Annotated in this window: 17 protein-coding genes; 6 read left to right on the top strand and 11 right to left on the bottom strand. The window is 71.6% G+C overall.

Annotation, left to right across the window (positions count from 1 at the left end; genetic code table 11):
- Nucleotides 1-47: 47 nt before the first annotated feature.
- The 5 genes from pepN (AOM01_RS01095) to AOM01_RS01075 form a co-directional block, all read right to left on the bottom strand.
- A complete protein-coding gene (pepN, locus tag AOM01_RS01095) occupies nt 48-2,615 on the bottom strand; it encodes an aminopeptidase N (protein WP_062287730.1) in 2,568 nt (855 codons plus the stop codon).
- A gap of 227 nt (nt 2,616-2,842) precedes the next feature.
- Entirely contained in the window at nt 2,843-5,443 is a 2,601-nt protein-coding gene (pepN, locus tag AOM01_RS01090; protein WP_062287727.1) for an aminopeptidase N, read from the bottom strand.
- Between the two features lie 124 nt (nt 5,444-5,567).
- Nucleotides 5,568-6,416, bottom strand: coding sequence for a MetQ/NlpA family ABC transporter substrate-binding protein (locus AOM01_RS01085; protein WP_062287724.1), 849 nt, complete (start codon nt 6,414-6,416; stop codon nt 5,568-5,570).
- A gap of 52 nt (nt 6,417-6,468) precedes the next feature.
- On the bottom strand, nt 6,469-7,149 hold the full coding sequence (locus AOM01_RS01080; RefSeq protein ID WP_062287721.1) for a methionine ABC transporter permease: 681 nt from the start codon (nt 7,147-7,149) through the stop codon (nt 6,469-6,471).
- On the bottom strand, nt 7,146-8,120 hold the full coding sequence (locus tag AOM01_RS01075; RefSeq protein ID WP_062287716.1) for a methionine ABC transporter ATP-binding protein: 975 nt from the start codon (nt 8,118-8,120) through the stop codon (nt 7,146-7,148). Before AOM01_RS01075 ends, AOM01_RS01080 begins: the two co-directional genes overlap by 4 nt.
- 336 nt (nt 8,121-8,456) lie before the next feature.
- Between AOM01_RS01075 and AOM01_RS01070 the strand changes: the two genes are divergently transcribed.
- Complete coding sequence (locus AOM01_RS01070; protein ID WP_228374176.1) at nt 8,457-9,854, top strand: MFS transporter; 1,398 nt, start codon at nt 8,457-8,459, stop codon at nt 9,852-9,854.
- Nucleotides 9,855-9,896: 42 nt separating this feature from the next.
- Here AOM01_RS01070 and AOM01_RS01065 read toward each other — a convergent pair whose 3' ends face one another.
- Both AOM01_RS01065 and AOM01_RS01060 read right to left on the bottom strand, forming a co-directional pair.
- A complete protein-coding gene (locus AOM01_RS01065; RefSeq protein ID WP_062287713.1) occupies nt 9,897-10,484 on the bottom strand; it encodes a DUF3558 family protein in 588 nt (195 codons plus the stop codon).
- 67 nt (nt 10,485-10,551) lie between these two features.
- Complete coding sequence (locus AOM01_RS01060; RefSeq protein ID WP_228374175.1) at nt 10,552-12,276, bottom strand: chloride channel protein; 1,725 nt, start codon at nt 12,274-12,276, stop codon at nt 10,552-10,554.
- Between the two features lie 70 nt (nt 12,277-12,346).
- Between AOM01_RS01060 and AOM01_RS01055 the strand changes: the two genes are divergently transcribed.
- Nucleotides 12,347-12,802, top strand: coding sequence for a MarR family winged helix-turn-helix transcriptional regulator (locus AOM01_RS01055; RefSeq protein ID WP_062287711.1), 456 nt, complete (start codon nt 12,347-12,349; stop codon nt 12,800-12,802).
- Nucleotides 12,803-12,809: 7 nt separating this feature from the next.
- On the opposite strand, the gene AOM01_RS01050 is transcribed toward AOM01_RS01055, so the two are convergent.
- Complete coding sequence (locus tag AOM01_RS01050) at nt 12,810-13,286, bottom strand: tRNA (cytidine(34)-2'-O)-methyltransferase (protein WP_062287708.1); 477 nt, start codon at nt 13,284-13,286, stop codon at nt 12,810-12,812.
- 131 nt (nt 13,287-13,417) lie between these two features.
- Here AOM01_RS01050 and AOM01_RS01045 point away from each other — a divergent pair, with 131 nt between their 5' ends.
- Together AOM01_RS01045 and AOM01_RS01040 are read left to right on the top strand one after the other, a co-directional pair.
- Entirely contained in the window at nt 13,418-15,265 is a 1,848-nt protein-coding gene (locus tag AOM01_RS01045; RefSeq protein ID WP_062287705.1) for an ABC transporter ATP-binding protein, read from the top strand.
- Nucleotides 15,266-15,298: 33 nt separating this feature from the next.
- A complete protein-coding gene (locus AOM01_RS01040; RefSeq protein ID WP_062287701.1) occupies nt 15,299-16,999 on the top strand; it encodes an alpha-glucosidase in 1,701 nt (566 codons plus the stop codon).
- A gap of 326 nt (nt 17,000-17,325) precedes the next feature.
- Here AOM01_RS01040 and AOM01_RS01035 read toward each other — a convergent pair whose 3' ends face one another.
- On the bottom strand, nt 17,326-19,263 hold the full coding sequence (locus AOM01_RS01035) for a M13 family metallopeptidase (protein WP_062287698.1): 1,938 nt from the start codon (nt 19,261-19,263) through the stop codon (nt 17,326-17,328).
- 243 nt (nt 19,264-19,506) lie between these two features.
- Between AOM01_RS01035 and AOM01_RS01030 the strand changes: the two genes are divergently transcribed.
- Together AOM01_RS01030 and AOM01_RS01025 are read left to right on the top strand one after the other, a co-directional pair.
- Complete coding sequence (locus tag AOM01_RS01030; protein ID WP_062287695.1) at nt 19,507-19,911, top strand: SgcJ/EcaC family oxidoreductase; 405 nt, start codon at nt 19,507-19,509, stop codon at nt 19,909-19,911.
- Between the two features lie 89 nt (nt 19,912-20,000).
- On the top strand, nt 20,001-20,453 hold the full coding sequence (locus AOM01_RS01025; RefSeq protein WP_062287691.1) for a ribose-5-phosphate isomerase: 453 nt from the start codon (nt 20,001-20,003) through the stop codon (nt 20,451-20,453).
- A gap of 25 nt (nt 20,454-20,478) precedes the next feature.
- On the opposite strand, the gene AOM01_RS01020 is transcribed toward AOM01_RS01025, so the two are convergent.
- Nucleotides 20,479-21,747, bottom strand: coding sequence for a GNAT family N-acetyltransferase (locus AOM01_RS01020; protein WP_062287689.1), 1,269 nt, complete (start codon nt 21,745-21,747; stop codon nt 20,479-20,481).
- Nucleotides 21,748-21,829: 82 nt separating this feature from the next.
- Nucleotides 21,830-22,339 (bottom strand): CoA-binding protein, encoded by a 510-nt coding sequence (locus AOM01_RS01015; RefSeq protein ID WP_228374174.1) that lies wholly within the window; start codon nt 22,337-22,339, stop codon nt 21,830-21,832.
- Nucleotides 22,340-22,394: the final 55 nt, after the last annotated feature.

Genomic DNA, 22,394 nt, shown 5'->3' with positions numbered 1-22,394 from the left:
GGGCGACGGGGGACGATGCGGCGCCCGCCGCATCGTCCCGTCTCCCCTCAGGAGGGGGTCGCCATCCGGCTGACGGTCTGCGCGACCTGCGCACGGCGCACGTGGTCGAGGCCCTCGACCATCACCTTGCGGAGCACGCTCGGCGCGTCGGCGTTCTCCGCCAGCCAGGACTCGAGGCGACCGGCGAGGCCGTCGACGCGACCCGCCAGCGCGACCGGTAGCACCAGTCGGGCGACGCGGGCGCCCACGAACCCGGCGTTGGCGTCGTAGTAGCCGCGCAGGCTCGCGAGGAGGTCGTCGAGCAGGGGCGCGAGGAGCGCCGGGTCGACGGCGCGGGCGAGGCCGGAGGCCATCTCGAACTGGACCGCGTTGACGACGGGGCCGTGCGTCGGTCGTGCGAGCGCGTCCCACGCGGCGCGCTTCGCGTCGACGCGCGCGATCGCGGCCCGCACGCCCGCGGCGCGACGCTGACCGGCCGCGGACACGTCGCGCGACGCGTAGTGGTCGACCTCCTCGAGGTCGATCCCGCCCGCCGCGGCGAGGCCGCCCAGCAGGTCCCACGTGAGATCGGAGTCGACGGTGACGCCCGGGATCTCCGCGGAGTCCTCGACGAGCGCGCGCAGGCGCAGCGCCTGCTCCGTGGTCGCCGCGACCTGCGCATACCCCTTGAGCAGCTGGAGCTGGATGTCCGAGCCGTGCTCCGCGGCCGCGAGGGCGGTCCACAACCGCTCCGCCGCGGCCGCCGTCACGTCCGCGACCAGCTCGGGGGCGAGGTAGCGGCGCAGCGCGACCACCATGAGGTCCAGGTGCGAGCGCGCGGTGGCGGAGTTGCGCACGTGGGGCAGCAGCGTGAGCGCCGCGTCGATGTAGCGCTGCGCCGGCAGCGAGCCGTCGCGGGTCATGTGCCACAGGGCGTCGAGCACGGTGGCCTGCGCCATCGGGTCGGTGACGGCGCCGATGTGCTGCTCGAGCGTGGCGAGCGACACGTCGTCGAGGTGGAGCTTCGCGTAGGTGAGATCACGGTCGTTGACCAGCAGGAGGTCGGGGCGCGCGTGGCCCGCGGCCTCGGGGATCTCGGCGAGGTCGCCGCCCACCATGGCCGGGACGGTCCATTCGCGTGCGAAGGCGCCGTCGCTCCACGCGTAGCCCGCGATCTCGACGTGGTGCGGGCGCGGCACGGGGTGCTCGGCCGGCACGTCCTCGGCAACGGCGAGGCGGGTCAGGACCCCCGCATCGTCCACCGCGATCACCGGCCGGAGCGTGGTGACTCCGGGCGTCTCCAGCCAGACCTCGGCCCACCCGGCGAGCGAGCGGCCCGCGGCCCGTTCGACCTCGGCCAGGAACTCCGCGAGGGTCGCGTTGCCGTGGTGGTAGCGCTGCAGGTACGTCGCGACGCCCCCGAAGAACGCGTCCTCGCCCACGTACTGCGCGAGCTGCTTGAGCGCCGAGGCGCCCTTCGCGTACGTGATCATGTCGAACGCGGACACGGTCGCCTCGGTATCGGGCACCTCGGTGACGATCGCGTGCGTGGTGGGGAGCTGGTCCTGGACGTAGGCGACGGACTTGCGGTCAGCGGCGAACGTCACCCACGAGTCCTTCCACTCCGAGATCTCCGCGGCGGCCCACGTGCCGATGAACTCCGCGAAGGACTCGTTGAGCCAGAGGTCGTCCCACCACTTCATGGTGACGAGGTTGCCGAACCACATGTGCGCGAGCTCGTGCAGCACCACCACGGTGCGGAACTCGAGCTCGGCGGCGGTCGCGCGGCCGCGGAACAGCAGCCTGTCCTCGGAGATGGTGACGCAGCCGATGTTCTCCATCGCGCCCAGGTTGTACTGGGGGACGTAGATCTGGTCGTACTTGTCGTACGGGTACGGGGTCTGGAACACGCGCTCGTAGAGCTCGATGCCGGCCTGGGTGTCCGCGAGGACACGGTCGCCGTCGAAGTGCTGCTCGAGGCTGGGGCGGCCGTAGACGCGGGCGGGGATCGGGCCGTTCACGCCGTGGAGCTCGCCCTCGTGGTACGCGTACGGGCCGGCGATGATCGCGGCACCGTAGCTCGGGATCGCGACGGTCGGGGCGAAGGCCCAGGTGGCCGTGCCGTCGTCGCGGGACTCGGGCTCCGGGGTGGGGGAGTTCGACACCACCGTCCAGTGTGCTGGCACCGTGACGGTGAAGGTGAACTCGCCCTTGATGTCGGGCTGGTCGAAGCATGCGAACGCCGCGCGGGTGTCATTGGCGGCGAACTGGCTGTAGAGGTAGACCTCGCCGTCCGCGGGGTCGACGAACCGGTGGATGCCCTGGCCATCGTTGCGGTAGCGGAAGTCGCCGGCGACGCGGAGGGTGTTGGTGCTGTCGAGGTGCGCGAGCTCGATGCGCCCGTCGCGATGCGTCTCGGGGCTCAGGGGCTCGCCGTTGAGCTCGATGAGGTCGATCGACGCGCCGGTCGACTCGATGAAGGTGGTCGCGCCGGGGGTCGCGTCGAACGTGACCGTGGTGTCGGAGCGGAACGTGTCGCCGGCGCCCGTGAAGTCGAGCGTGATCGCGTAGCTGGCGTGCGGGACGGTCGCGAAGCGTTCCGCGGCCTCCTGCTTGGTGAGGTTCAGACCGGGCATGACTCAAGTCTGGCAGTCCGGGCGCGTGCCGCGCGCTACGGGGAACTCAGTGACGGTTTCTCGCGATCCTCGATTCCTATGGGGAGCTGAGCGACAGGTGGCCGGCCCGGACGGCGGACGGCCGTCCGTCACTCAGTTCCCCACAGGCGCTCCGGATCCGTCAGAAGCGTCGCTGAGCTCCCCATAGCGCGCCTGGGCTGGGGTGAGCCCTGGGTGGGGCGACAGGCTCAGCCCTGGTAGGCCAGGTCCACCCCCTGCGCGCGCAGCGCACGCCGCACGCCGTCCGAGCCCTCGCGCACCAGGCGCTTGAGCGCGTCGTGCGCGTCGGGGTTCGCCTCGAGCCACGCGAACGCCTTGTCCTGCAGGTCCGCGACGCGGCCCGCGAGCTCCACCGGGTACAGGCCCTCGATGAGGTTCGCGGCGATCTCGTTGGTCTTCTCGGCGTAGATGCGGCGCAGCGCGCCGAAGTACTCGTCGACGAACGGGATCAGCAGGTCGAGGTCGTGGGCGTGGTTGAAGCCGGCGATGGTCTCGTACTGCAGCGCGTTGGGCAGGTCCGTCTCCGCATTGACCAGCGCGTCGAACGCCGCACGCTTGGCCGCGGCCGTGGCGATCGCCGCACGCGCATGCGCGGCGCGACGCTGGCCGGACGCGGTCGCGTCCTTGGTCAGCTGCACCTCGATCGCGACCTCCGACGCCCGCCCGCCGGCGACCAGCGAGATGAGCAGGTCCCACGTGAGGTCGGTGTCGATGGTGAGCCCGTCGAGCTGGAGCTTGCCGTCGATCAGCGCCTGCACCGTGTCGAACATCGAGTCGACGCACGCGAGCGACGCGAACGCCTTGACGAACTGCAGCTGGCTGTCCGAGCCCGCCTCGGCCGCCATGATGAGCTTCCAGATCTCGCGCGCCGCATAGGCCTGCACCTCGTCGGTGTGCGTGGGGTGGACGTACAGCGAGATGGTGGTCGCGAGCTGGCGCAGCAGCACCAGCACCGTGGTCGACTCCGTCTCCGCGCCGATGTTCTTGAGCACCAGGTCGATGTACTGGCGCGCGGGCATCTCCGCGTCGCGGGTCATGTCCCACGCCGCGGCGAGCACCATCGAGCGGGCCAGCGGGTCGGTGAACTTCGACACGTGCTCGACGGCGGTCGCGAGCGACGCCTCGTCGAGGCGGACCTTCGCGTACGCGAGGTCGCCGTCGTTGACCAGCACCAGCGCGGGACGCTCACGACCGACCAGCTCCGCGATCTCGGTGCGCGCGCCGTCGATGTCGACCTCGACGGACCACGTCTGGGCGAGGACCTCGTCGCCCTCGTCGTTCACGGCGAGGTCGTAGCCGCCGACGCGGAGACGATGCGGGCGCTGGGTGGGCCACTCGGCCGGCACCTCCTGGGTGACGGCGAAGGAGGTCATGACCCCCGCATCGTCCACCGCGATCTCGGGGCGCAGCGTGGTGACGCCCGCCTTCTGCAGCCACACGTCCGACCAACCGGACAGGTCGCGGCCGGAGGCCTTCTCGAGCTCGACCAGCAGGTCGTTGAGCGTCGCGTTCGCGTGGTGGTGCTTGCGCATGTACTCGGCGACGCCGGCGAAGAACTCGTCCTGGCCCACCCACGCGACCAGCTGGCGCAGCACGGACGCGCCCTTGGCGTAGGTGATGCCGTCGAAGTTGACCTCGACGTCCTCGAGGTCGCGGATGTCGGCCATGATCGGGTGCGTCGAGGGCAGCTGGTCCTGGCGGTACGCCCACGACTTCTCGAGCGCGTTGAACGTCACCCAGGAGTTCGTGTACTTGGTGACCTCGGCGGTCGCGAGCGTCGAGGCGAACTCGGCGAACGACTCGTTCAGCCACAGGTCGTTCCACCACTTCATGGTGACCAGGTCGCCGAACCACATGTGCGCGAGCTCGTGCAGCACGGTGACGGTGCGGCGCTCGACGCGCGCCTGTGCGGTCTTGGACCGGAACACGTAGTCCTCGAGGAACGTCACGCAGCCGGCGTTCTCCATGGCGCCCGCGTTGAACTCGGGCACGAAGATCTGGTCGTACTTCTCGAACGGGTAGTCCGTCTCGAACTTCTCCTCGTAGAAGGTGAAGCCCTTCTGGGTGTCGTCCAGGATGACGTCCGCGTCGAGGTACGGCGCGAGGCCCTTCCGGCAGTACACGTTGGCCTGCAGCGTGCCCTTGCGGCTCTCCACCGTCCCGACCACCTCGTGGTACGGCCCCGCGACGATCGCGGTGACGTAGCAGGGGATGCGTGTGGTGGGGGAGAACGTCCAGGTGGCCTTGCCGCGCGCGGTCCTCGCGACCTCGACGGTGCCGTCCGCGGCCTCCTTGGTGGAGGGCGAGTTGGACAGCACGTGCCAGTGCTCGGGCGCGGTCACCGTGAACGCGAACGACGCCTTGAGGTCGGGCTGCTCGAACACCGCGAACACGCGGCGCGTGTCCGCGACCTCGAACTGCGAGTAGAGGTACACCTCGCCGTCCTCGGGGTCCACGAACCGGTGCAGACCCTCGCCCGTGTTCATGTACACGCAGTCGGCGACCACGGTGAGCTGGTTGTCCGCCGCGAGGTGCGGCAGCGTGACGCGGGAGTCCGCGAAGTGCGTGGCCGGGTCGAGCTCCTCGCCGTTGAGGGTGATGCTCAGCACCTCGGGTGCGATGAGGTCGATGAACGTGCTCTCACCAGGGGTGGCGGTGAAGCGCACGGTCGAGATCGAACGGAACGTGGTGTCCGAGGAGGTGAGATCGAGGTTGACCGTGTAGGTGTCGACGTCGACGATGGCGGCGCGGGCCTCGGCCTCGGCGCGCGTGAGGTTGGTACCTGGCATGGCGCGATTGTGCCACGCCCCTCCGACGCTCGTGCCCGCGTGCGTCCGCCGTCACACGCGACGGGGACGATGCGCGGGTCACCCGACCCGCGCATCGTCCCCGTCGCGAAGGGACCGGCAGGGATCAGGCGCCCGGGAGGACGTCTCCCGACGGCCACGTCTCACGGATGAAGTCCGCGACCTCGGGCGAGTGGAGGAGCTCCTCGAGGACCTCGACGCCCGTGTTGGTGTTGTCGGAGCGCCACACCAGGATGTTCGCGTTCGGGTTGCCCTCGACCTCCTCGACCAGGAGCGCGTCGTCGGTCGACAGCCCGGCCTGGAGGATGAAGTTGCCGTTGACGAACGCGAGGTCGATCGCGGGGTCGTCGATCTGCTGGACGATCACCTCGGGCTGGTTCTCCACGAACGTGAAGCCGTGCGGGTTCTGCTCGTCGGTGAGGTTGATGACGGACGAGTCGTCCGTGACGCCCACCAGCAGGCCGGCGGACTCGAGCAGGCGCAGGCCGCGCAGCTGGTTCGCGACGTCGTTGGTGATGGCGATGGCGGCGCCGTCGGGCAGCTCGTCGATCGAGGCGTACGTGTGCGAGAACGCCGCGTAGGGCTCGATGTGGACGCCCGCGCCGTGCTCGAACTCGTAGCCCTTGTCCGCGATCTGCGAGTCGAGGTACGGCACATGCTGGAAGTAGTTCGCGTCGAGCTCGCCCGAGGCGAGGGCCTCGTTGGGCAGGACGTAGTCGTCGAACTCGACGATCTCGAGGTCGATGCCGGCGTCCGCGGCGAGCTCCGAGTCGATGAACTCGAGGATCTGCGCGTGGGGGATGGGGCTGGCGCCCACGGTGACGGTGGTGACGTCGCCCGCCTCGGCGCCGGCCGAGGAGGCGGACCCGGACGCGTCCGCGCTGCATGCGGCGAGGCTCAGGGTCGCGAGGCCGGCGAACGCGGCGGTGGCGAGGGGGGTGCGGGTGAGTCGCATGGGTTTCTCCTTGTGATGGGTGGGGAGGATCGGGTGGGGTGGACAGGAGGGGTCAGCGGTGGTCGGCGCGTCGTGCGAGCGCGTCGCCGACGGCCTGCACGGCCTGGACCAGGAGCACCAGGACCACGAGGACGACGACCATCACCTCGGGCTGATAGCGCTGGTAGCCGTAGTTGTAGGCGAGGCGGCCCAGGCCGCCGCCGCCCACCAGGCCGGCCATCGCGCTGTAGCCGATGAGCGTGACCACCGTGGTGGTGGCGCCCGCGATGAGCGACGGCAGCGCCTCGGGCAGCAGCACGCGGGTGATGGTCTGGCGGCGGGTCGAGCCCATCGCGTGCGCGGCGTCGGCCTTGCCGGGGTCGACCTCGCGCAGCGCGGTCTCGACCAGGCGCGCGAAGAACGGCACGGCGGCCACGGTGAGGGAGACCGATGCGGCGATGGGTCCGATCGACGTGCCCACCAGCGCGCGCGTCACCGGGATGAGGGCGAGCATGAGGATCGCGTAGGGGATGGACCGGGTGATGTTCACGATCACGCCCGACAGCACCACGTTGACGGCGCGGTTCTCGGCCATGCCGCCGCGCGCCGTCACCACCATCGCGACCCCGAGCGGCAGCCCGAGCAGCACCGTGAACACGGTCGAGATGCCCACCATCTGCACGGTCTCGAGAGCGGCGGGGCCCAGCGCCTCGGTGATCGCGGGGTTGGAGACCAGGGAGTCGATCCAGCTCATCGGGCCACCTCCTGCGCGCGGGCGCCCGCGTCGACCAGGGCGCGCACCAGCGCGTCCGGCGTCACCCCGGGCGGCGCGGCGAGCCGCAGCCGGTGGAACGTCACGCCCCCGAAGGCCTCGACGGTCCCGGAGACGATGCGCGGGCCGGCCCCCAGCGCCGCGGCGACCTGGTCGAGGGCCGGGACCCGCGCATCGTCCACCGCGTCCAGGACGTCGACGTCGCCGCCGGCGTGGTCGCCAGGCAGGGCGAGCAGGGCCTCGCTGAGGCGGCTGCCGAAGTCCGCGACCACGTCCGCGATCGCGCCGGACTCGACGATCCGCCCGGCGTCCAGGAGGGACACGGCGTCGCAGATGCGGGTCACCACGGACATCTCGTGGGTGATGACCAGCACGGCGAGCCCCAGCCGCTCCTTGAGGCCCGCGATGAGGTCGAGGATCTCGTCGGTGGTGCGGGGGTCGAGCGCGCTGGTGGGCTCGTCGCACAGGAGCACGTCGGGGTCCGTGGCGAGCGCGCGGGCGATCCCGACGCGCTGGCGCTGGCCGCCCGACAGCTGCGCCGGGTACGCGCCGGCGGCGTCCGCCAGCCCCACCAGGCCGAGCAGCTCGAGCGCGCGGGCACGGCGCTCGCGGCGGCCCGCCCCGGCGATCTCGAGCGGGTAGGCCACGTTGTCGAGCACGGTGCGGGAGTCGAACAGGTTCGCGTGCTGGAAGACCACACCCAGGCGGCGGCGCGCCCGGCGCAGCTGCGCGGCGGGGACCGAGGCGAGGTCGACCCCGTCGATCTCGACGGTGCCGGACGTCGGGTGGTCGAGCAGCGCGAGGCAGCGCACCAGCGTGGACTTGCCCGCACCCGACGGGCCGATGACGCCGTGGACCGTGCCGGCCGGGACGTCGAGGCTCACGCCGGCGAGGGCATGGATGTCGCGGCCGGCCTGGCGGTAGACCTTGGCGAGGTGGGTGACGGTGATCAACGCGTGCCTTTCGAGCGGGACCCGTGCCGGATCCGTGGGGGTGCGAGCGAGGGTGCGCGCGGGCGTCGCCGGGCAGGGGGCGGCGGCCCGCGGCGGGAGAGCGAAGGGCGAGCCGGGGCGGCCGTCAGCTGCCCGGGCGGGGCCCGGGGTCAGGGATGGCGCGGCGTCGCGAGGGGTTCAGCTCTGGTGCGTCAACACATTCGCATGCACATGCGCGCCGGGGCAGCGAAGTTCGCGCGGGCGGTCGTCATGAGCGAGGTGAACACGGGAGGGACCGTAGCGCGCGGAGGTCCCGGTCGCCAAATCGGTGCGGGCGCTCGCCATTAGACTCCAGCGGTGACCGAGCAGATCGACCCCGAGCAGGGCGCCACCGACCCCGCGACCGCCCCCGTCGAGCCCGAGGTCGCCCGCCGCCGCCTCACGCGGCACCTGGTGGACATCACGCCGCTCAAGGCGAGCCCCGCGTTCGCGCGTCTGTGGATCGGTGGTGCCGTCTCCGGCATCGGCGCGTTCATGACCCAGGTCGCCGTGGGCCTCCAGATCCACGAGATCACCGGCTCGACGTTCATGGTGGGCCTGGTGGGAGGCATCTCGCTGCTGCCCATGATCGTGGCCGGCCTGTGGGGCGGGATGATCGCGGACGTCTTCGACCGTCGGAAGGTGCTCATCGCATCGTCCCTGGTGTCGTGGGCGTCGACGCTGTCGCTGGTCGCGCTGGCGTTCTGGGACGTCCACCTCCAGGGCGGCGGCTCCCATGCGCCCGTGTGGCCGTTCTACCTGGTCACCACCGTCAACGCGGTCGCGACCACCGTGGGCAGCGCGGCGCGCGGCTCGGTGGTCGGCCGCATCCTTCCCGAGCACCTCATCAGCCGCGCGACGGCGCTCAACGGCATCAGCTTCGGCGCGATGGTGACCGTGGGTCCCGCGCTCGCGGGCGTCCTCGCCGCCGGTGTGGGGCTGCCGTGGACGTTCGTGGTCGACGCGGTGCTGTTCAGCGCGGGCTTCCTGGGCATCTGGATGCTGCCGCCGCTGCCCCGTCTGGGGGAGAAGGTCGACGCCGGCTGGCATGTCGTCAAGGAGGGGCTGACCTTCCTGCGGCACGCGCCGAACATCCGCATGAGCTTCATCGTCGACGTCATCGCGATGACGTTCGGCCGCCCGTACGTCCTGTTCCCGGCGCTCGGCGCGACCGTGGTGGGCGGCGAGTCGCTCACCGTCGGCGCGCTCACGGCCGCCGGCGCGATCGGCACGCTCCTCACCAGCCTGTTCTCTGGACGCATCTCGCACGTCCACCGCCACGGCATCGCGATCTCGCGCGCCATCCAGGTGTTCGGAGCGTTCGCCCTGATGTTCGGCGTGGTCACGCTGTTCGCGGTGCGCGGTGATCACGCGGCCGGGCCCGGCTGGTCGGGCACGGATCTGTCGATGCTCGCGCTCATGGCGCTCGCGATGGCGGGCATGGGGGCGTCCGACGAGGTCAGCGCGATCTTCCGCCAGACCATGATCATCACCGCCGCGCCCGACCAGATGCGTGGCCGCCTCCAGGGCGTGTTCATGGTGGTCGTCACCGGCGGGCCGCGCATCGGCGACATGTACGCGGGCATCCTCGCGACCGCGGTCGCGCTGTGGTTCCCGCCGCTGCTGGGCGGCATCGTCATCATCGCTCTGATCGCGATCCTCACCCGCGCGCAGCGGGCGTGGCGCGAGTACGACGCGCAGTCGCCTACGCCTTAGCGGACGGGGGGACGATGCGCGGGCCGGGAGGACGTCCCGGGCTCAGCCCTCGGCGGGCTCGGGGTTGAGGGTCGCGGCGACCTCGCGCGCAAGGTTGTACGTGATCTCCTGGCCGGACTTGTTCTTGGGCTGCACGAACGACACCTTGACGAAGTTCCCGTCGACCTCCATGCCGATGGTGCGGCGTGTCGAGCTCGCGTAGGCGTTCTCGGCGCCCGGGATCTTCCGCTTCACCACGTATGTCTTGCCGAGCTGCTCCTCGGCGAGCTCGCGGTGACGTGCGGCGTCCGGATACTCCCAGTTGATCTCGACCACCACGCGCGGCTCCGAGCGCTCCTCGTTCTCCGGGTGCCACTCGCAGATGTTGCGGCCGTCGTAGGACAGGCTCGAGTTGAACTCGCCCTCGGCCATCTTGGCGCCGACGATCGCGTTGAGGCGCCTCAGGGTGAGGGTCTCGCACGGGTCGGGCGTGCCCGCGGGCGCCTCCGCGATGGCGGAGACCGTCGGGTCGGCGATCGCCGACGGGTCCGTCGAGGGCTCCGTGTCCGAGTCGAGCGGCGTGCAGCCGGCGAGCGCGACGGCTGCGCCGACGGCGGCTGCCGTCCAGGCGGGCAGGAGGCGAGGCATCATGCGGGGGTCCCTTCGATCGGGACGACGCTAGCATCCGCCACGTGCCCGGCCGCGTCGTGCCTGGGAGTCAGCGGTGCGCGGCGGCGAGCCGGCGCAGCACCGCGTCCTGATGGAGCCATCCGACCAGCGCGCCGCGCTCGACCACGGCGAGGCCGTCGGCGCCGTCGTCCTCGAGCAGCGGGTCGAGCACCGCGTCGAGCGCATCGTCCGGGGCGACGGGCGCGCGCCGCTCGACCAGCTGCGCGACCGTGACGTCGGCCGCGTCGTCGTCGCCCGTCACCGCACCCGCCGCAGCGGCCGACGTCACGACGCCCAGGTACGCGCCCTGGTCCACCACCGGCAGCGCGTGGCGACGCGCGGCGACCAGGGCGGCCAGGGCATCGTCCACCGTGAGGCCGGTGCGGAGCGCGGGCGGGGCGGGCGTCATCTCGTCCCTCACCGCGGCGCCCGCGAGGGCGCGCGTGTCCGCGCGCTGGGCGAGGTCGACGCCGCGGCGCCGCAGCTTGAGCGTGTAGATGCTGTCGCGGGTGATCGCGCCCGACAGCAGCGTCGACACGGCCACGGCCAGCATGAGGGGCAGGATGATCGTGTACTCGCCGGTGAGCTCGAACAGGATGATGACCGCGGTGAGCGGCGCGCGCGACGCGCCCGCGAACACGGCCGCCATCCCCACGAGCGCGTACGCGCCCGCGTCGAGCCCGAGCCCGGGCAGCAGCGCCGCCGCGCCCTGGCCGAAGGCCGCGCCCAGCATCGCGCCGAGGAACAGCGACGGCGCGAACACGCCGCCCGAGCCGCCGATCCCGATGGTGAGCGACGTCGCGACCACCTTCGCGGCGAGCAGCACCAGGAGGAACCATGCGGCGTACCGCCCCAGGACCGCGCCCTCGAGGACCGGGTAGCCGACGCCGTACATCTGCGGCAGCACGAACAGCAGCAGGCCGAGCAGCAGGCCGCCCGCGGCGGGACGCGCCCACTCGGGGCCGCGCCACACCGCGTCGCACCAGTCCTCGACCTTGTACAGGACGCGCGTGAAGGTCACCGCCACGAGCGCCGCGAGCACGCCCAGCACCACGTAGAGGACGTACTCGGCAAGGTGGTCGACGTGGAACTCGGGCAGCACCAGGAACGGCTCGTCCCCGAGGAACACGCGGCCGATGACGGACGCGGTGACCGCGGAGATGACGATCGCGCCCAGCGAGCGGGCCGCGAGCGACCCGAGCAGCAGCTCGAACGCGAAGAACACGCCCGCGATGGGCGCGTTGAAGGTGGCCGCGATGCCGCCGGCGGCGCCGCACGCGACGAGCATCCGCACGCCGCCCTCGTCGAGGCGTGCGGCGCGCGCGAGCGATGATCCCAGCGCCGAGCCGATCTGGACGATCGGGCCCTCGCGACCCACCGAGCCGCCCGAGCCGATGGTGAGCGCGGAGGCGAGCGCCTTGACGAACGCGACCCGCGCCGGGATGCGTCCGCCACGACGGTGGATGGCGTACATCACCTCGGGGACGCCGTGGCCGCGCGCCTCGCGCGCGAACCGCTGCACCAGGGGTCCGTAGAGGAGGCCGCCGACGGCCGGCGCGAGGATCACGAAGAACCCCCCGAGCCACGGCAGCCACGGGTGCGCCGGGTGGCCGGTGGTGGCCGCGTAGTCCGCCTGGCCGGTGAAGATCCAGGTCGCCGTCTCGACGAGCCGACGGAACGCGATCGCGCCGAAACCGCCGAGGACGCCCACCACCAGCGCCAGCGCGATGAGCACGGTGTTCTCGGAACGGCGCAGACGGGTGAGCACGGCCACCTGGAGGGTCCTTACTGTTGTATGAATGCAACCTTTGGACCCTAGCAGGCCGTGGCGCTATGTTGAGCGCGTGCACGATGACGCCACCTCTGCGACCCTGGTCGCCTCGCGGGCCCTCCTCGGGATAGTCGCCCGCTCCCTCGCGCCCGCGCTGTCCGAGGTGACGGTGCCTCAGTTCCGGGTGCTGGTGGTGCTGTCCACCGCGGGTCCGCTGCGGATGGGCGACCTGGCGGAGCGCATCGGCATCCACCCGTCGACCCTCACGCGCACCGTCGAGCGCCTGCAGCACGGCGGCTGGATCACGCGCGCCGAGTCGCCCGAGAGCCGCCGCGAGGTGCGCGTCGACCTGTCCGAGTCGGGGGCCGAGCTGGTGTCCACCGTGACGGAGCGGCGCCGCGCGCTCCTGCACGAGGTGCTCGACTCCGTCGCGCCCGAGGACCGCGAGGCGGTGCGCCGGGGAATGGAGGCGTTCGCCCGCGCGGCCGGGGAGCCCGACGCGCGCGACCTGCTCGAGCTGGGGATCTGAGCCCCGCTCACTCCATGCCGGTGAACCCCAGCTGGCGTGCCGCCTCGTAGATGACGATCGACGCCGCGTTCGTCAGGTTGAGCGAGCGCCGGCTGGGCAGCATCGGGATGCGCACCCACGAGGTGACGCGAGGGTGGTCGAGCGCCTCCTCCGGAAGCCCGGTGGGCTCGGGGCCGAACATCAGGATGTCGTCGGCTCGATACTCGATCTCGGTGTAGGTGGCGCCCGCGCGTGCAGTGAACGCGAACACGCGGGACTCCGGCAGGTCGTCAAGCATCGCGTCGAGGCTCGGGTGCACGGTCACCGTCGCGAGGTCGTGATAGTCGAGGCCCGCGCGACGCAGCTTGGAGTCCTCGAGCTCGAAGCCGAGCGGCTCGATGAGCCGCAGCGGGGCGCCGGTGACCGCCGACAGGCGGATCGCGCTGCCGGTGTTCTCCGGGATGCGGGGCTCGTAGAACGCGATCGAGGGCAGGGCGACTGGCATGCCGCCAGTCTGGCACGCGCCGCCGGTGGGACGATGCGGCGGCCGGGACCCGCGCATCGTCCCGTGTCCCACGGCGGCCCTAGGCTCTGTCCATGAGCCATCCCGCGCCCTCCGGCAGCCGCCGCGCCGCCATGGGCGGAGGCATGGCGGGGCGCGGCGTCGCGAGCCGCGACGAGGACGCGCAGCGCGCCCTCAATGCGGAGGCGCCCGACATCCCCGACCTGTGGCCGCGCGTGGTCGCGCTGTTCCGGCCGTACCGCGGCGCGCTCGTCACGACCGCGGTGCTGGTGGTCGCCGCGGCGGCCGCGACCGTGGTGCCACCCCTGATAGTCGAGCGGATCTTCGACGACGCGCTGTTCCCGACGTCGGGGACCGTCCAGGTGGGGCTGCTCGCCCGGCTGGTCGGCGTGATGATCGCCATCTACGTCATCGCCGCGGGCCTGCAGGTGTGGCAGACGTACCTCACCTCCTCGGTGGGCAACCGCGTCACCGGCGATCTGCGCGAACGCCTGTTCGCGCGGCTCCAGTCCATGGAGCTGGCGTTCTTCACGCGCACCAAGACCGGCGTGATCCAGTCGCGCCTGCAGAACGACGTGGGCGGGGTGTCCGGCGTCCTCACCACGTTCGTGTCGAGCATCGTGGGCAACACCGTCACGGTGGCCGCGTCGCTGGTCGCGATGATCCTGCTCGACTGGCGGCTCACCGTCCTCGCGGTGATCCTCATGCCCGCGCTGGTCATGGTGCAGCGGCGGGTGGGGCGGGTGCGGGCGCGCATCGCGGCACGCACGCAGGAGTCGCTGTCCGAGCTCACCGCGATCACCCAGGAGACGCTGTCCGTCAGCGGGATCCTGCTGTCGAAGGTCTACAACCGTCAGCGCCTGGAGACCGACAGGTTCCGCGCGGAGAACGCCACCCAGATCCGCCTCCAGGTCCAGCAGGCCATGACGGGCCAGTGGTTCTTCGGGCTGGTGACCGTGGTGATGTCGTCGGTGCCGGCGGTCATCTACCTCGCGGCGGGCCTGCTGATCTCGCAGGGGTCGACGGTCCTGACCGCGGGCACCATCGTGGCGTTCACGGCCGTGCAGTCGCGCCTGCTGTTCCCCCTCATGGCGCTCATGCGCGTGGCGCTCGAGGTGCAGACGTCGCGCGCGCTGTTCGCGCGCATCTTCGAGTATCTCGACCTCGAGCCCGCGATCCGCGACGTCCCCGACGCGGTGGGCGTCGAGGACGCGCCCGGGCCGCTCGGCGCGGTCGAGTTCCGCGACGTCGTGTTCCGGTACCCGGGCGCGCGGGACGATGCCCCGCCCACCTTGGACGGCGTGACGTTCGCGGTCGCGCCGGGCACCTCGCACGCCTTCGTGGGGCCGTCGGGTGCGGGCAAGACCACGATCGTCTACCTCGCCGCTCGGCTCCACGAGGCGACCGGGGGAGCGGTGATGTTCGCCGGCGAGGACGTGCGGCGGCTGCGCCACGAGTCGGTGGTCGAGCACGTGGGCGTGGTGAGCCAGGAGACCTACCTGTTCCACGCGACCATCGCGGAGAACCTCCGCTACGCGAGGCCCGACGCGACCGATGCGGAGCTGGAGGACGCGTGCCGCCGGGCGAACATCCACGACGCGATCGTCGGGTTCGAGGACGGCTATCAGACGGTGGTGGGCGAGCGCGGCTACCGCCTGTCGGGCGGCGAGAAGCAGCGCATCGCGATCGCGCGCGTGCTGCTCAAGGACCCGCCCGTGCTGCTGCTCGACGAGGCCACCAGCGCGCTCGACACCGTCTCGGAGCGGGTGGTGCAGTCCGCGCTGGACCGGGCCGCCGAGGGGCGGACCACGCTCGTGGTCGCGCACCGGCTGTCCACCGTCCGCGGCGCGGACGTCATCCACGTGGTCGATCACGGGCGGATCGTCGAGTCCGGCACCCACGGCGAGCTGGTCGCGCGCGGGGGACTGTACGCCCGGCTCGCCGCCGAACAGTCGGACTAGGGTGGACAGGGCGACGATGCGAGAGGAGCGCCCGTGAGCGACGACTGGTGGAAGTCCGCGGTGGTGTACCAGGTGTACCCGCGGAGCTTCCAGGACTCGAACGGCGACGGCATCGGGGACCTCGAGGGCATCCGGTCACGGCTCGACCACCTCGAGTGGCTCGGCGTCGACGTCATCTGGCTGTCGCCCATCTACGCGTCGCCGCAGGCCGACAACGGCTACGACATCTCCGACTACCAGGCGATCGACCCGACGTTCGGGGACCTCGAGGACTTCGACGCGCTGCTCACCGCGGCGCACGCGCGCGACATGAAGGTCGTGATGGACCTCGTGGTCAACCACACCTCCGACGAGCACCCGTGGTTCCTGGAGTCCCGCGCCTCGAAGCGCAGCCCCAAGCGCGACTGGTACTGGTGGCGGCCCCCGCGCGACGGGTTCGAGCCCGGCGCCCCCGGCGCCGAGCCGACCAACTGGCGGGCGTTCTTCTCGGGGCCCGCGTGGGCGTTCGACGAGGAGTCCGGCGAGTACTACCTCCACCTGTTCCACCAGAAGCAGCCCGACCTCAACTGGGAGAACCCCGAGGTCCGCCAGGCGGTGTACGCGATGATGAACTGGTGGCTCGACCGCGGGGTCGACGGGTTCCGCATGGACGTCATCAACCTCATCTCCAAGGTGCTGCCGCTGCGTGACGGCGAGCCCCTGCCCGGCGGGCTGGGCAACGGCTTCCCGCTGTACGCGTGCGGTCCGCGCAACCATGAGTTCCTCCAGGAGATGCACCGCGAGGTGTTCGCGGGGCGCGCCGGCCGGTTCCTCACCGTGGGGGAGACCCCCGGCGCGACCGTCGACGACGCGGTCCTGTTCACCGACCCCGAGCGCGCCGAGGTGGACATGGTGTTCCAGTTCGAGCACGTCGACGTCGACCACGGGCCGCTGGGCAAGTTCGACCCGCAGCCGCTCGACCTGGTGCGGCTCAAGGCGATCCTGGGCCGCTGGCAGGCCGCGCTCGCGGACCGCGGCTGGAACTCGCTGTACTGGGACAACCACGATCAGCCGCGCGTGGTGTCGCGCTTCGGCGACGACCGCGACCACTGGGCGGCGTCCGCGAAGGCGCTGGCGGCCGTGCTGCACCTCATGCGCGGCACGCCGTACATCTACCAGGGCGAGGAGCTGGGCATGACCAACGCCGGCCTCACGTCCATCGATGACTATCGCGACGTCGAGTCGCTCAACGCCTATGACGAGCTGCGCGAGCTCGACGTGCCGGAGGCACGGATCCTCGACGGGCTCGCGGCGATGAGCCGCGACAACGCGCGGACGCCGGTGCAGTGGGACGGGTCTGCGCACGGAGGCTTCACCACGGGGACGCCGTGGATCGCGGTCACGCCGAACCACACGTGGCTGAACGCTGAGGCGCAGCGTGAGGACCCGGACTCGGTGTCGGCGTTCTACCGTTCGCTGATCGAGCTCCGGCACGCGGAGCCCGTGGTCGCGCACGGCACCTTCGAGATGCTGCTGGCCGAGGACCCGCAGGTGTTCGCGTACCGGCGCGTGCTCGACGGGACGGTGCTGACGGTGGTGGCGAACATCTCGGGCGCGGACGTGACGGCGGCGGTCGACGTCGCCCACGGCGGGCTGGTGCTGCACAACCTGGGCGAGGCGGCGACGCCGTACCCGGCCGGCGCCGGCGAGGTGCCGCTGGGTCCGTGGGAGGCGCGGGTCTACCTGCACCGGTGAGGCGTGGGGCGGGGCGGGGGCACGCCGCTCGTGCGCCCCGGTGACACGTGAGTGCTCGTCGCTTCCTGGTGACACATCAGTGCGCGCACACGCCGCTGTGCGAGCACCGGTGTGTCACGGGGAGACATCTTCCCCGCGCGCGGAGGCACCCCTGCGCCCACTGATCATCCAGTGCAGAGAAACCGCGGCGGATCTGCACGATCCGATCAATGGGTCCCGTCGTCCGCCTCGTGCGCGCCGGACCGCCGGACCTCCACCCGCGCGGCGCCCGCATGCGAAAGGCCCGACCCCGCGCCCGGGGCCGGGCCTTCCTCACGATGGGGAGGTCACCAGATGGAGACGCGCTCCTCCGGCTCGAGCCACAGCGCGTCCTCGGCGCCCACCGAGAATGCCGAGTACCACGCGTCCATGTTGCGCACGATCCCGTTGACGCGGAACTCGGACGGCGAGTGCGGGTCCGTCGCGAGCCGGGTCACCAGCGCCTCCGACCGCACCTTCATCCGCTCCGTGAGCGCGTAGCCGATGAAGAAGCGCTGCACCGCGGTGAGCCCCTCGAGCTCGGGCGCCTCCGCGATCGGGTGGCCCAGAGCGATCTCGTAGGCCTTGAGGGAGATCTCAACGCCCGCGAGGTCGCCGATGTTCTCGCCCACCGTGAGCGCGCCGTTGACGTGGTGCGAGCCGGCGAGCTGCAGCGGCGAGTAGCCGTTGTACTGCTCGATGAGCTTCTTGGCGCGCTCCATGAACGCGGCGCGGTCCGCCTCGGTCCACCAGTCCTCGAGCGCGCCGGTGCCGGAGTACTTCGAGCCCTGGTCGTCGAAGCCGTGCCCGATCTCGTGGCCGATCACGGAGCCGATGCCGCCGTAGTTGACGGCGTCGTCCGCCTCGGGGTGGAAGAACGGCGGCTGCAGGATCGCCGCGGGGAACACGATCTCGTTCGCCACGGGAAGGTAGTAGGCGTTCACGGTCTGCGGCGTCATCAGCCACTCGGAGCGGTCGACCGGCTTGCCGATCTTCGCCCACTCCCAGTCCTCCTCGAACGCGCTCGCGGCGCGCACGTTGCCCACCAGATCCTCGGGCGAGAGCTCGAGCCCGTCGAAGGAGCGCCACTTCTCCGGATAGCCGATCTTGGGCGTGAACTGGCGCAGCTTGTCGAGCGCCTTGTCCTTGGTCGCGGGCGTCATCCAGTCGAGCGCCTCGATCGACACCCGGTACGCCTCGATGAGGTTCGCGACCAGCGCGTCCATCTGCACCTTGTACGCCGGCGGGAAGTGCCGGGACACGTACTCCTGGCCCACCAGCTCGCCCGCGACGCCCTCGACCAGGCTCACGGCGCGCTTCCACCGCTCGCGCTGCTCCGTCGCGCCCGACAGCACGGTGCCGTAGAAGTCGAAGTTCGCCCTCGACAGGGCCTCGGTGAGGTAGGCGGCACGCGAGTTGGCGATACGCCAGCGCAGGTACGCCTTCCACGTGTCGAGGTCCGTCTCCTCCCAGATCTTCGCGAACGCCGTGAAGTACGAGGGCTCGCCGACCACCAGGAGCGCGTGCGCCTCCGCCGGCATGCGGATCGCCTGCGCCCACGCCGCCCACTCGAAGCCCGGCGCGTCGGCGGCCAGGCCCTCGAGGGTGGTGGGGTTGTGGGTGAGCTCCGCCTCGCGGGTCTTCACCACGTCCCAGTGCTCGCGCGCGATCGCGGTCTCCAGGCCCACCACCGTCGACGAGTCGAACTCCAGGCCGGTGAGCTCCGCCATGCGGTCCACGTGTGCGACGTACTTCTCGCGGGTCTCCGCGTGGGCCTCGTCGCGGTAGTACGCCTCGTCCGGCAGGCCGATGCCGGACTGGCCCAGGTAGACCACGTTGCGGTCGGGGTCCAGGCGGTCGGCGAACACGTAGTACCCGACCGTGCCGGACACGCCGTCGCGCTGCAGCTCGCCGAGCGCGCGCGCCAGCTCCTCGTGCGAGGAGGCAGCCTCGACCCTCGCGAGGTCCGGCTCGAGCGGCGACACCCCGCGCGCGTTGACGCGCTCGACGTCCATGAAGGACGCGTACAGCGCGCCGATCTGGCTGGCGCGCGACGCCTCCTCGATGATGACACGCACCTGCTTCTCCGCCTCGTCGCGCAGCGTGTAGAACGAGCCGTCCGCGGACCGGTCGCCCGGGATCACGTGGGACGCCTCCCACGGTCCGGAGACGTACCGGAAGAAGTCGTCCTGGGCGCGGACGGTGGGGGAGAACTCGGACTGGTCGATGCCGGAGTGAAGCGTCATGCCTCTCACCCTAGGGGTGGACGTTGCGCAGGGCGTGGCCGTTTCGCTCACGGCGAGGCGCTAGCATCGGCGGCGGAGACCAATGTCTAGGAGCGTGAGCTCCGAAGGGATCGACGAGTCGGTCCTCCGGCGGGCGTGACGCCCGCCCCGCAGGATTTCCGCCAGGCGCACATCCGTGCCGCGGCCCCTGCGCATCCATTCGCCGTCCGGGGCCTGCCTGGCTCGACGAGCGAAGGAGACACCATGTCCATCGACGTGACCTATGCGGACGAGGTCGAGATCCGCGACCACTACCAGCGCATGATCGACGCGTGGGGCGACGCGGCCGCCTATGCCGAGTGCTTCACCCCCGACGCCGACTACATCATCGCGAACGGGATGATCGAGCACGGGTGGAAGGAGATCGTGGACGGCCACGAGATCATCTTCAACGCCTGGGCGCGGGACAGCCGCCTGGTCGGGGTGATCGAGAGCATCCGCTTCATCACCACGGATGTCGCGCTGCTGATCGCGCACGGCCACATCGAGTACCTCGACCACCGGTCGAGCGACGGCAACAAGCGCACCGTCTACTCGTTGGTCGCTCACAGGACCGGCGGGCGCTGGCTCTTCGCGGCTTACCAGAACACGCCGCTCGGCGGCCGCTGACTCCAGACGAGCACTGCTCGCCGCCGCGCGTCCAGGCGCGGCGGCGAGCGGCACGTCGGCAGCCCGCGCACGCTGGCAGAATGGTGGCCATGCGCATCCACATCGCCGCGGACCACGCCGGCTTCGAGCTCAAGCAGCACCTCATCGCCCACTTCGCCGAGGCGGGCCACGACGTGGTCGACCACGGCGCGCACGAGTACGACGCGCTCGACGACTACCCGCCCATGTGCATCGCCGCAGCCGAGGCCGTCGCGGCCAGCGCCGGCGCAGACCTGGGCATCGTGATCGGTGGCTCGGGCAACGGCGAGCAGCTCGCCGCGAACCGCGTCACCGGCATCCGCGCCGCGCTCATCTGGTCGGTCGAGACCGCGAAGCTGGCGCGCCAGCACAATGACGCGCAGGTGGGCTCGCTCGGCGGACGCATGCACTCGCTCGAGGAGGCCACCGCGATCGCGGACGCGTTCATCGCCGAACCCTTCTCCGGCGACGAGCGTCACCAGCGCCGCATCGACCTCATGAAGGACTACGAGGCTCGGCGCTGAGGGTCGGCGCCGCCGTGCAACCGGCTCAGAAGAACAGGTTGCACACGGGCGCGGAGGTCGACTCGAACGCGGCGGCGAGCGCGTGGACCGCGCCCGGCGTGCGCTCCTCGACGAGCCCCGCCGCGGCGAGCGCTCCCAGGCTGACCCCACCGAGGTAGGCCGCCGACAGCTCCTGCACGCCGATCACCACGTCCGGCGTCGCGCCCGGCGCCGCCTCGACGTGGCCCTCGCCGTCGCGCGACGTGACGCGCCAGGGGCCGTGGTTGTCGTGGAACAGCGGGTCCGTCACCTCGATGACGGCGTCGACGGGGCACAGGTACTCGCGTGCGGTGAGCGCCGCGGGCACGTCGACGATCCGCAGCCAGATGTTGTCGCGGATCCGTGCGCGGGCGGCGCGCGGATCCTTGAGCAGCCACAGCAGGGCGTCATCCGTGGCGAGCGGCATCGCCTCGACGGTGCCCATGAGGTCGAGGTCGAGCAGCACGGACCACAGCCGGTGCGCGGCCGCCGCGTCGACCGCGCCGAACGACCACGTGTGCACCTTGCCGCCGGGCACGCCGTCCTCGTCCCACTTGCCCTCGCGGCGGAAGAACGCGTACGCGACCGGTGTGCCGTCCGCGGCCTCGACCAACAGGATGCGCATGCGCTCGCTGTCGCGGCGGTGGGCGATCGGGTCCCCGAACCGCGCCCGCAGGGTCTCCTCGTGGTCCAGCGTGGGCGTGCCGGGCCGCTCCATGCGCCGCTGGATGCGGGCGACGGCCGCGCCGTGCCGCTCTAGGCTGGCGTCCTCGACGCGCACCCTGAGCTCGTCCGAGCCGGCCACGTCGCGCAGCGCGGCCCCGCGCGGCAGCCGCGCGTCGATCTGGCGGGCCGCGAGGCCGTAGCCGAACCGCTGGTAGATCTCGGTCTCTGCCGCGTAGAGCGCGGACGCGACCTCGCCGCGGGCGCGCGCGTCCGCGAGGTGGTCGCCCATCATGGCCCGCAGCAGGCCGCGCCTGCGGTGGCCGGGGTGGACGCCCACCCACGTGAGCCCCGCGACCGGCACTGATGCGCCGCCGGGCACGCGCAGCCGGAACGTGTACGAGGCCGCGACGCCCGCGAGGGCGCCCACCTCGCCGTGCGCGGCGTCCTGGATCTCCATGGCACGCGTGCGCGAGAACGGGATCTCCGACGCGTACGCCTCGAGGTCCTCCGGGCGCATGTCCCCGGTGAAGGCCCAGCGGTTGACGTCGAGCATGTCGCCCGCGCGGTCGGGGGTGAGAGAGATCAGGCGATAACCGGGCGTGACGGACATATCGCCATGGTGGCATCGGGGACGATGCGCGGGCTGGCACGGTCGCGGCGCGTCGCCGCCCGCGGTGGTTCGGGGTGCGGCGTCAGAGCGCGCGGAACGAGGCGATCCGGTCCTCGAGGCGCCGGTACTCGACCTTGATGCAACGGTTCTGGACGGCGACCAGGCCGGCGCATCGCGCCGTCGCCATCGCGTCCGGGTGCGTGATGCCCAGCTGGAGCCACAGCGCCTTCGCGCCGATCCCCACCGTGTCCGCCGCGATAGCGGGAGTGAACTCGGCGCGACGGAACACGTCGACCATGTCCACCGGCACGGGCAGGTCCTCGAGGGACGCGTAGAAGCCGTGCCCGCGGATCTCCTCGCCTACGGCGGCGGGGTTGACCAGGTACAGCTCGTAGGGGGTGTGCTCCATGAGCCACACCGCGATCTGGTAGCTGGTGCGCGACGGGTTGGGCGACGCCCCCACGATCGCGACCCGGTGCGTCCGGGCCAGCGCGAGAGCGAGCTCGTCGTCGCCGGGCACGTCGGTGAGGACCGGCGCCGGGCAGGTCTCGGCGTGGGCCTTGCGGGTGGGGTCGAGGCGCATGTGCTCCATGGACCGGGAACGTATCAGTCAAAGTGGGCATTCCGTGCCACCCGTGTGACGGTGG

The sequence above is a fragment of the Demequina phytophila genome, assembly GCF_000971135.1.
GTDB classification, from domain to species: domain Bacteria; phylum Actinomycetota; class Actinomycetes; order Actinomycetales; family Demequinaceae; genus Demequina; species Demequina phytophila.
This window is presented reverse-complemented; position numbering and strand designations above follow the sequence as displayed.

Bases quoted from the DNA above. Each gene is read 5' to 3' on its own strand.
- AOM01_RS01080 (WP_062287721.1), bottom strand. From the start codon at position 7,149: ATGAGCTGGATCGACTCCCTGGTCTCCAACCCCGCGATCACCGAGGCG.
- AOM01_RS01020 (WP_062287689.1), bottom strand. From the start codon at position 21,747: ATGTCCGTCACGCCCGGTTATCGCCTGATCTCTCTCACCCCCGACCGC.
- AOM01_RS01085 (WP_062287724.1), bottom strand. From the start codon at position 6,416: ATGCGACTCACCCGCACCCCCCTCGCCACCGCCGCGTTCGCCGGCCTC.
- pepN (WP_062287730.1), bottom strand. From the start codon at position 2,615: ATGCCCGGTCTGAACCTCACCAAGCAGGAGGCCGCGGAACGCTTCGCG.
- AOM01_RS01050 (WP_062287708.1), bottom strand. From the start codon at position 13,286: ATGCCAGTCGCCCTGCCCTCGATCGCGTTCTACGAGCCCCGCATCCCG.
- AOM01_RS01065 (WP_062287713.1), bottom strand. From the start codon at position 10,484: ATGATGCCTCGCCTCCTGCCCGCCTGGACGGCAGCCGCCGTCGGCGCA.
- AOM01_RS01045 (WP_062287705.1), top strand. From the start codon at position 13,418: ATGGGCGGAGGCATGGCGGGGCGCGGCGTCGCGAGCCGCGACGAGGAC.
- AOM01_RS01035 (WP_062287698.1), bottom strand. From the start codon at position 19,263: ATGACGCTTCACTCCGGCATCGACCAGTCCGAGTTCTCCCCCACCGTC.
- AOM01_RS01030 (WP_062287695.1), top strand. From the start codon at position 19,507: ATGTCCATCGACGTGACCTATGCGGACGAGGTCGAGATCCGCGACCAC.
- pepN (WP_062287727.1), bottom strand. From the start codon at position 5,443: ATGCCAGGTACCAACCTCACGCGCGCCGAGGCCGAGGCCCGCGCCGCC.
- AOM01_RS01025 (WP_062287691.1), top strand. From the start codon at position 20,001: ATGCGCATCCACATCGCCGCGGACCACGCCGGCTTCGAGCTCAAGCAG.
- AOM01_RS01015 (WP_228374174.1), bottom strand. From the start codon at position 22,339: ATGGAGCACATGCGCCTCGACCCCACCCGCAAGGCCCACGCCGAGACC.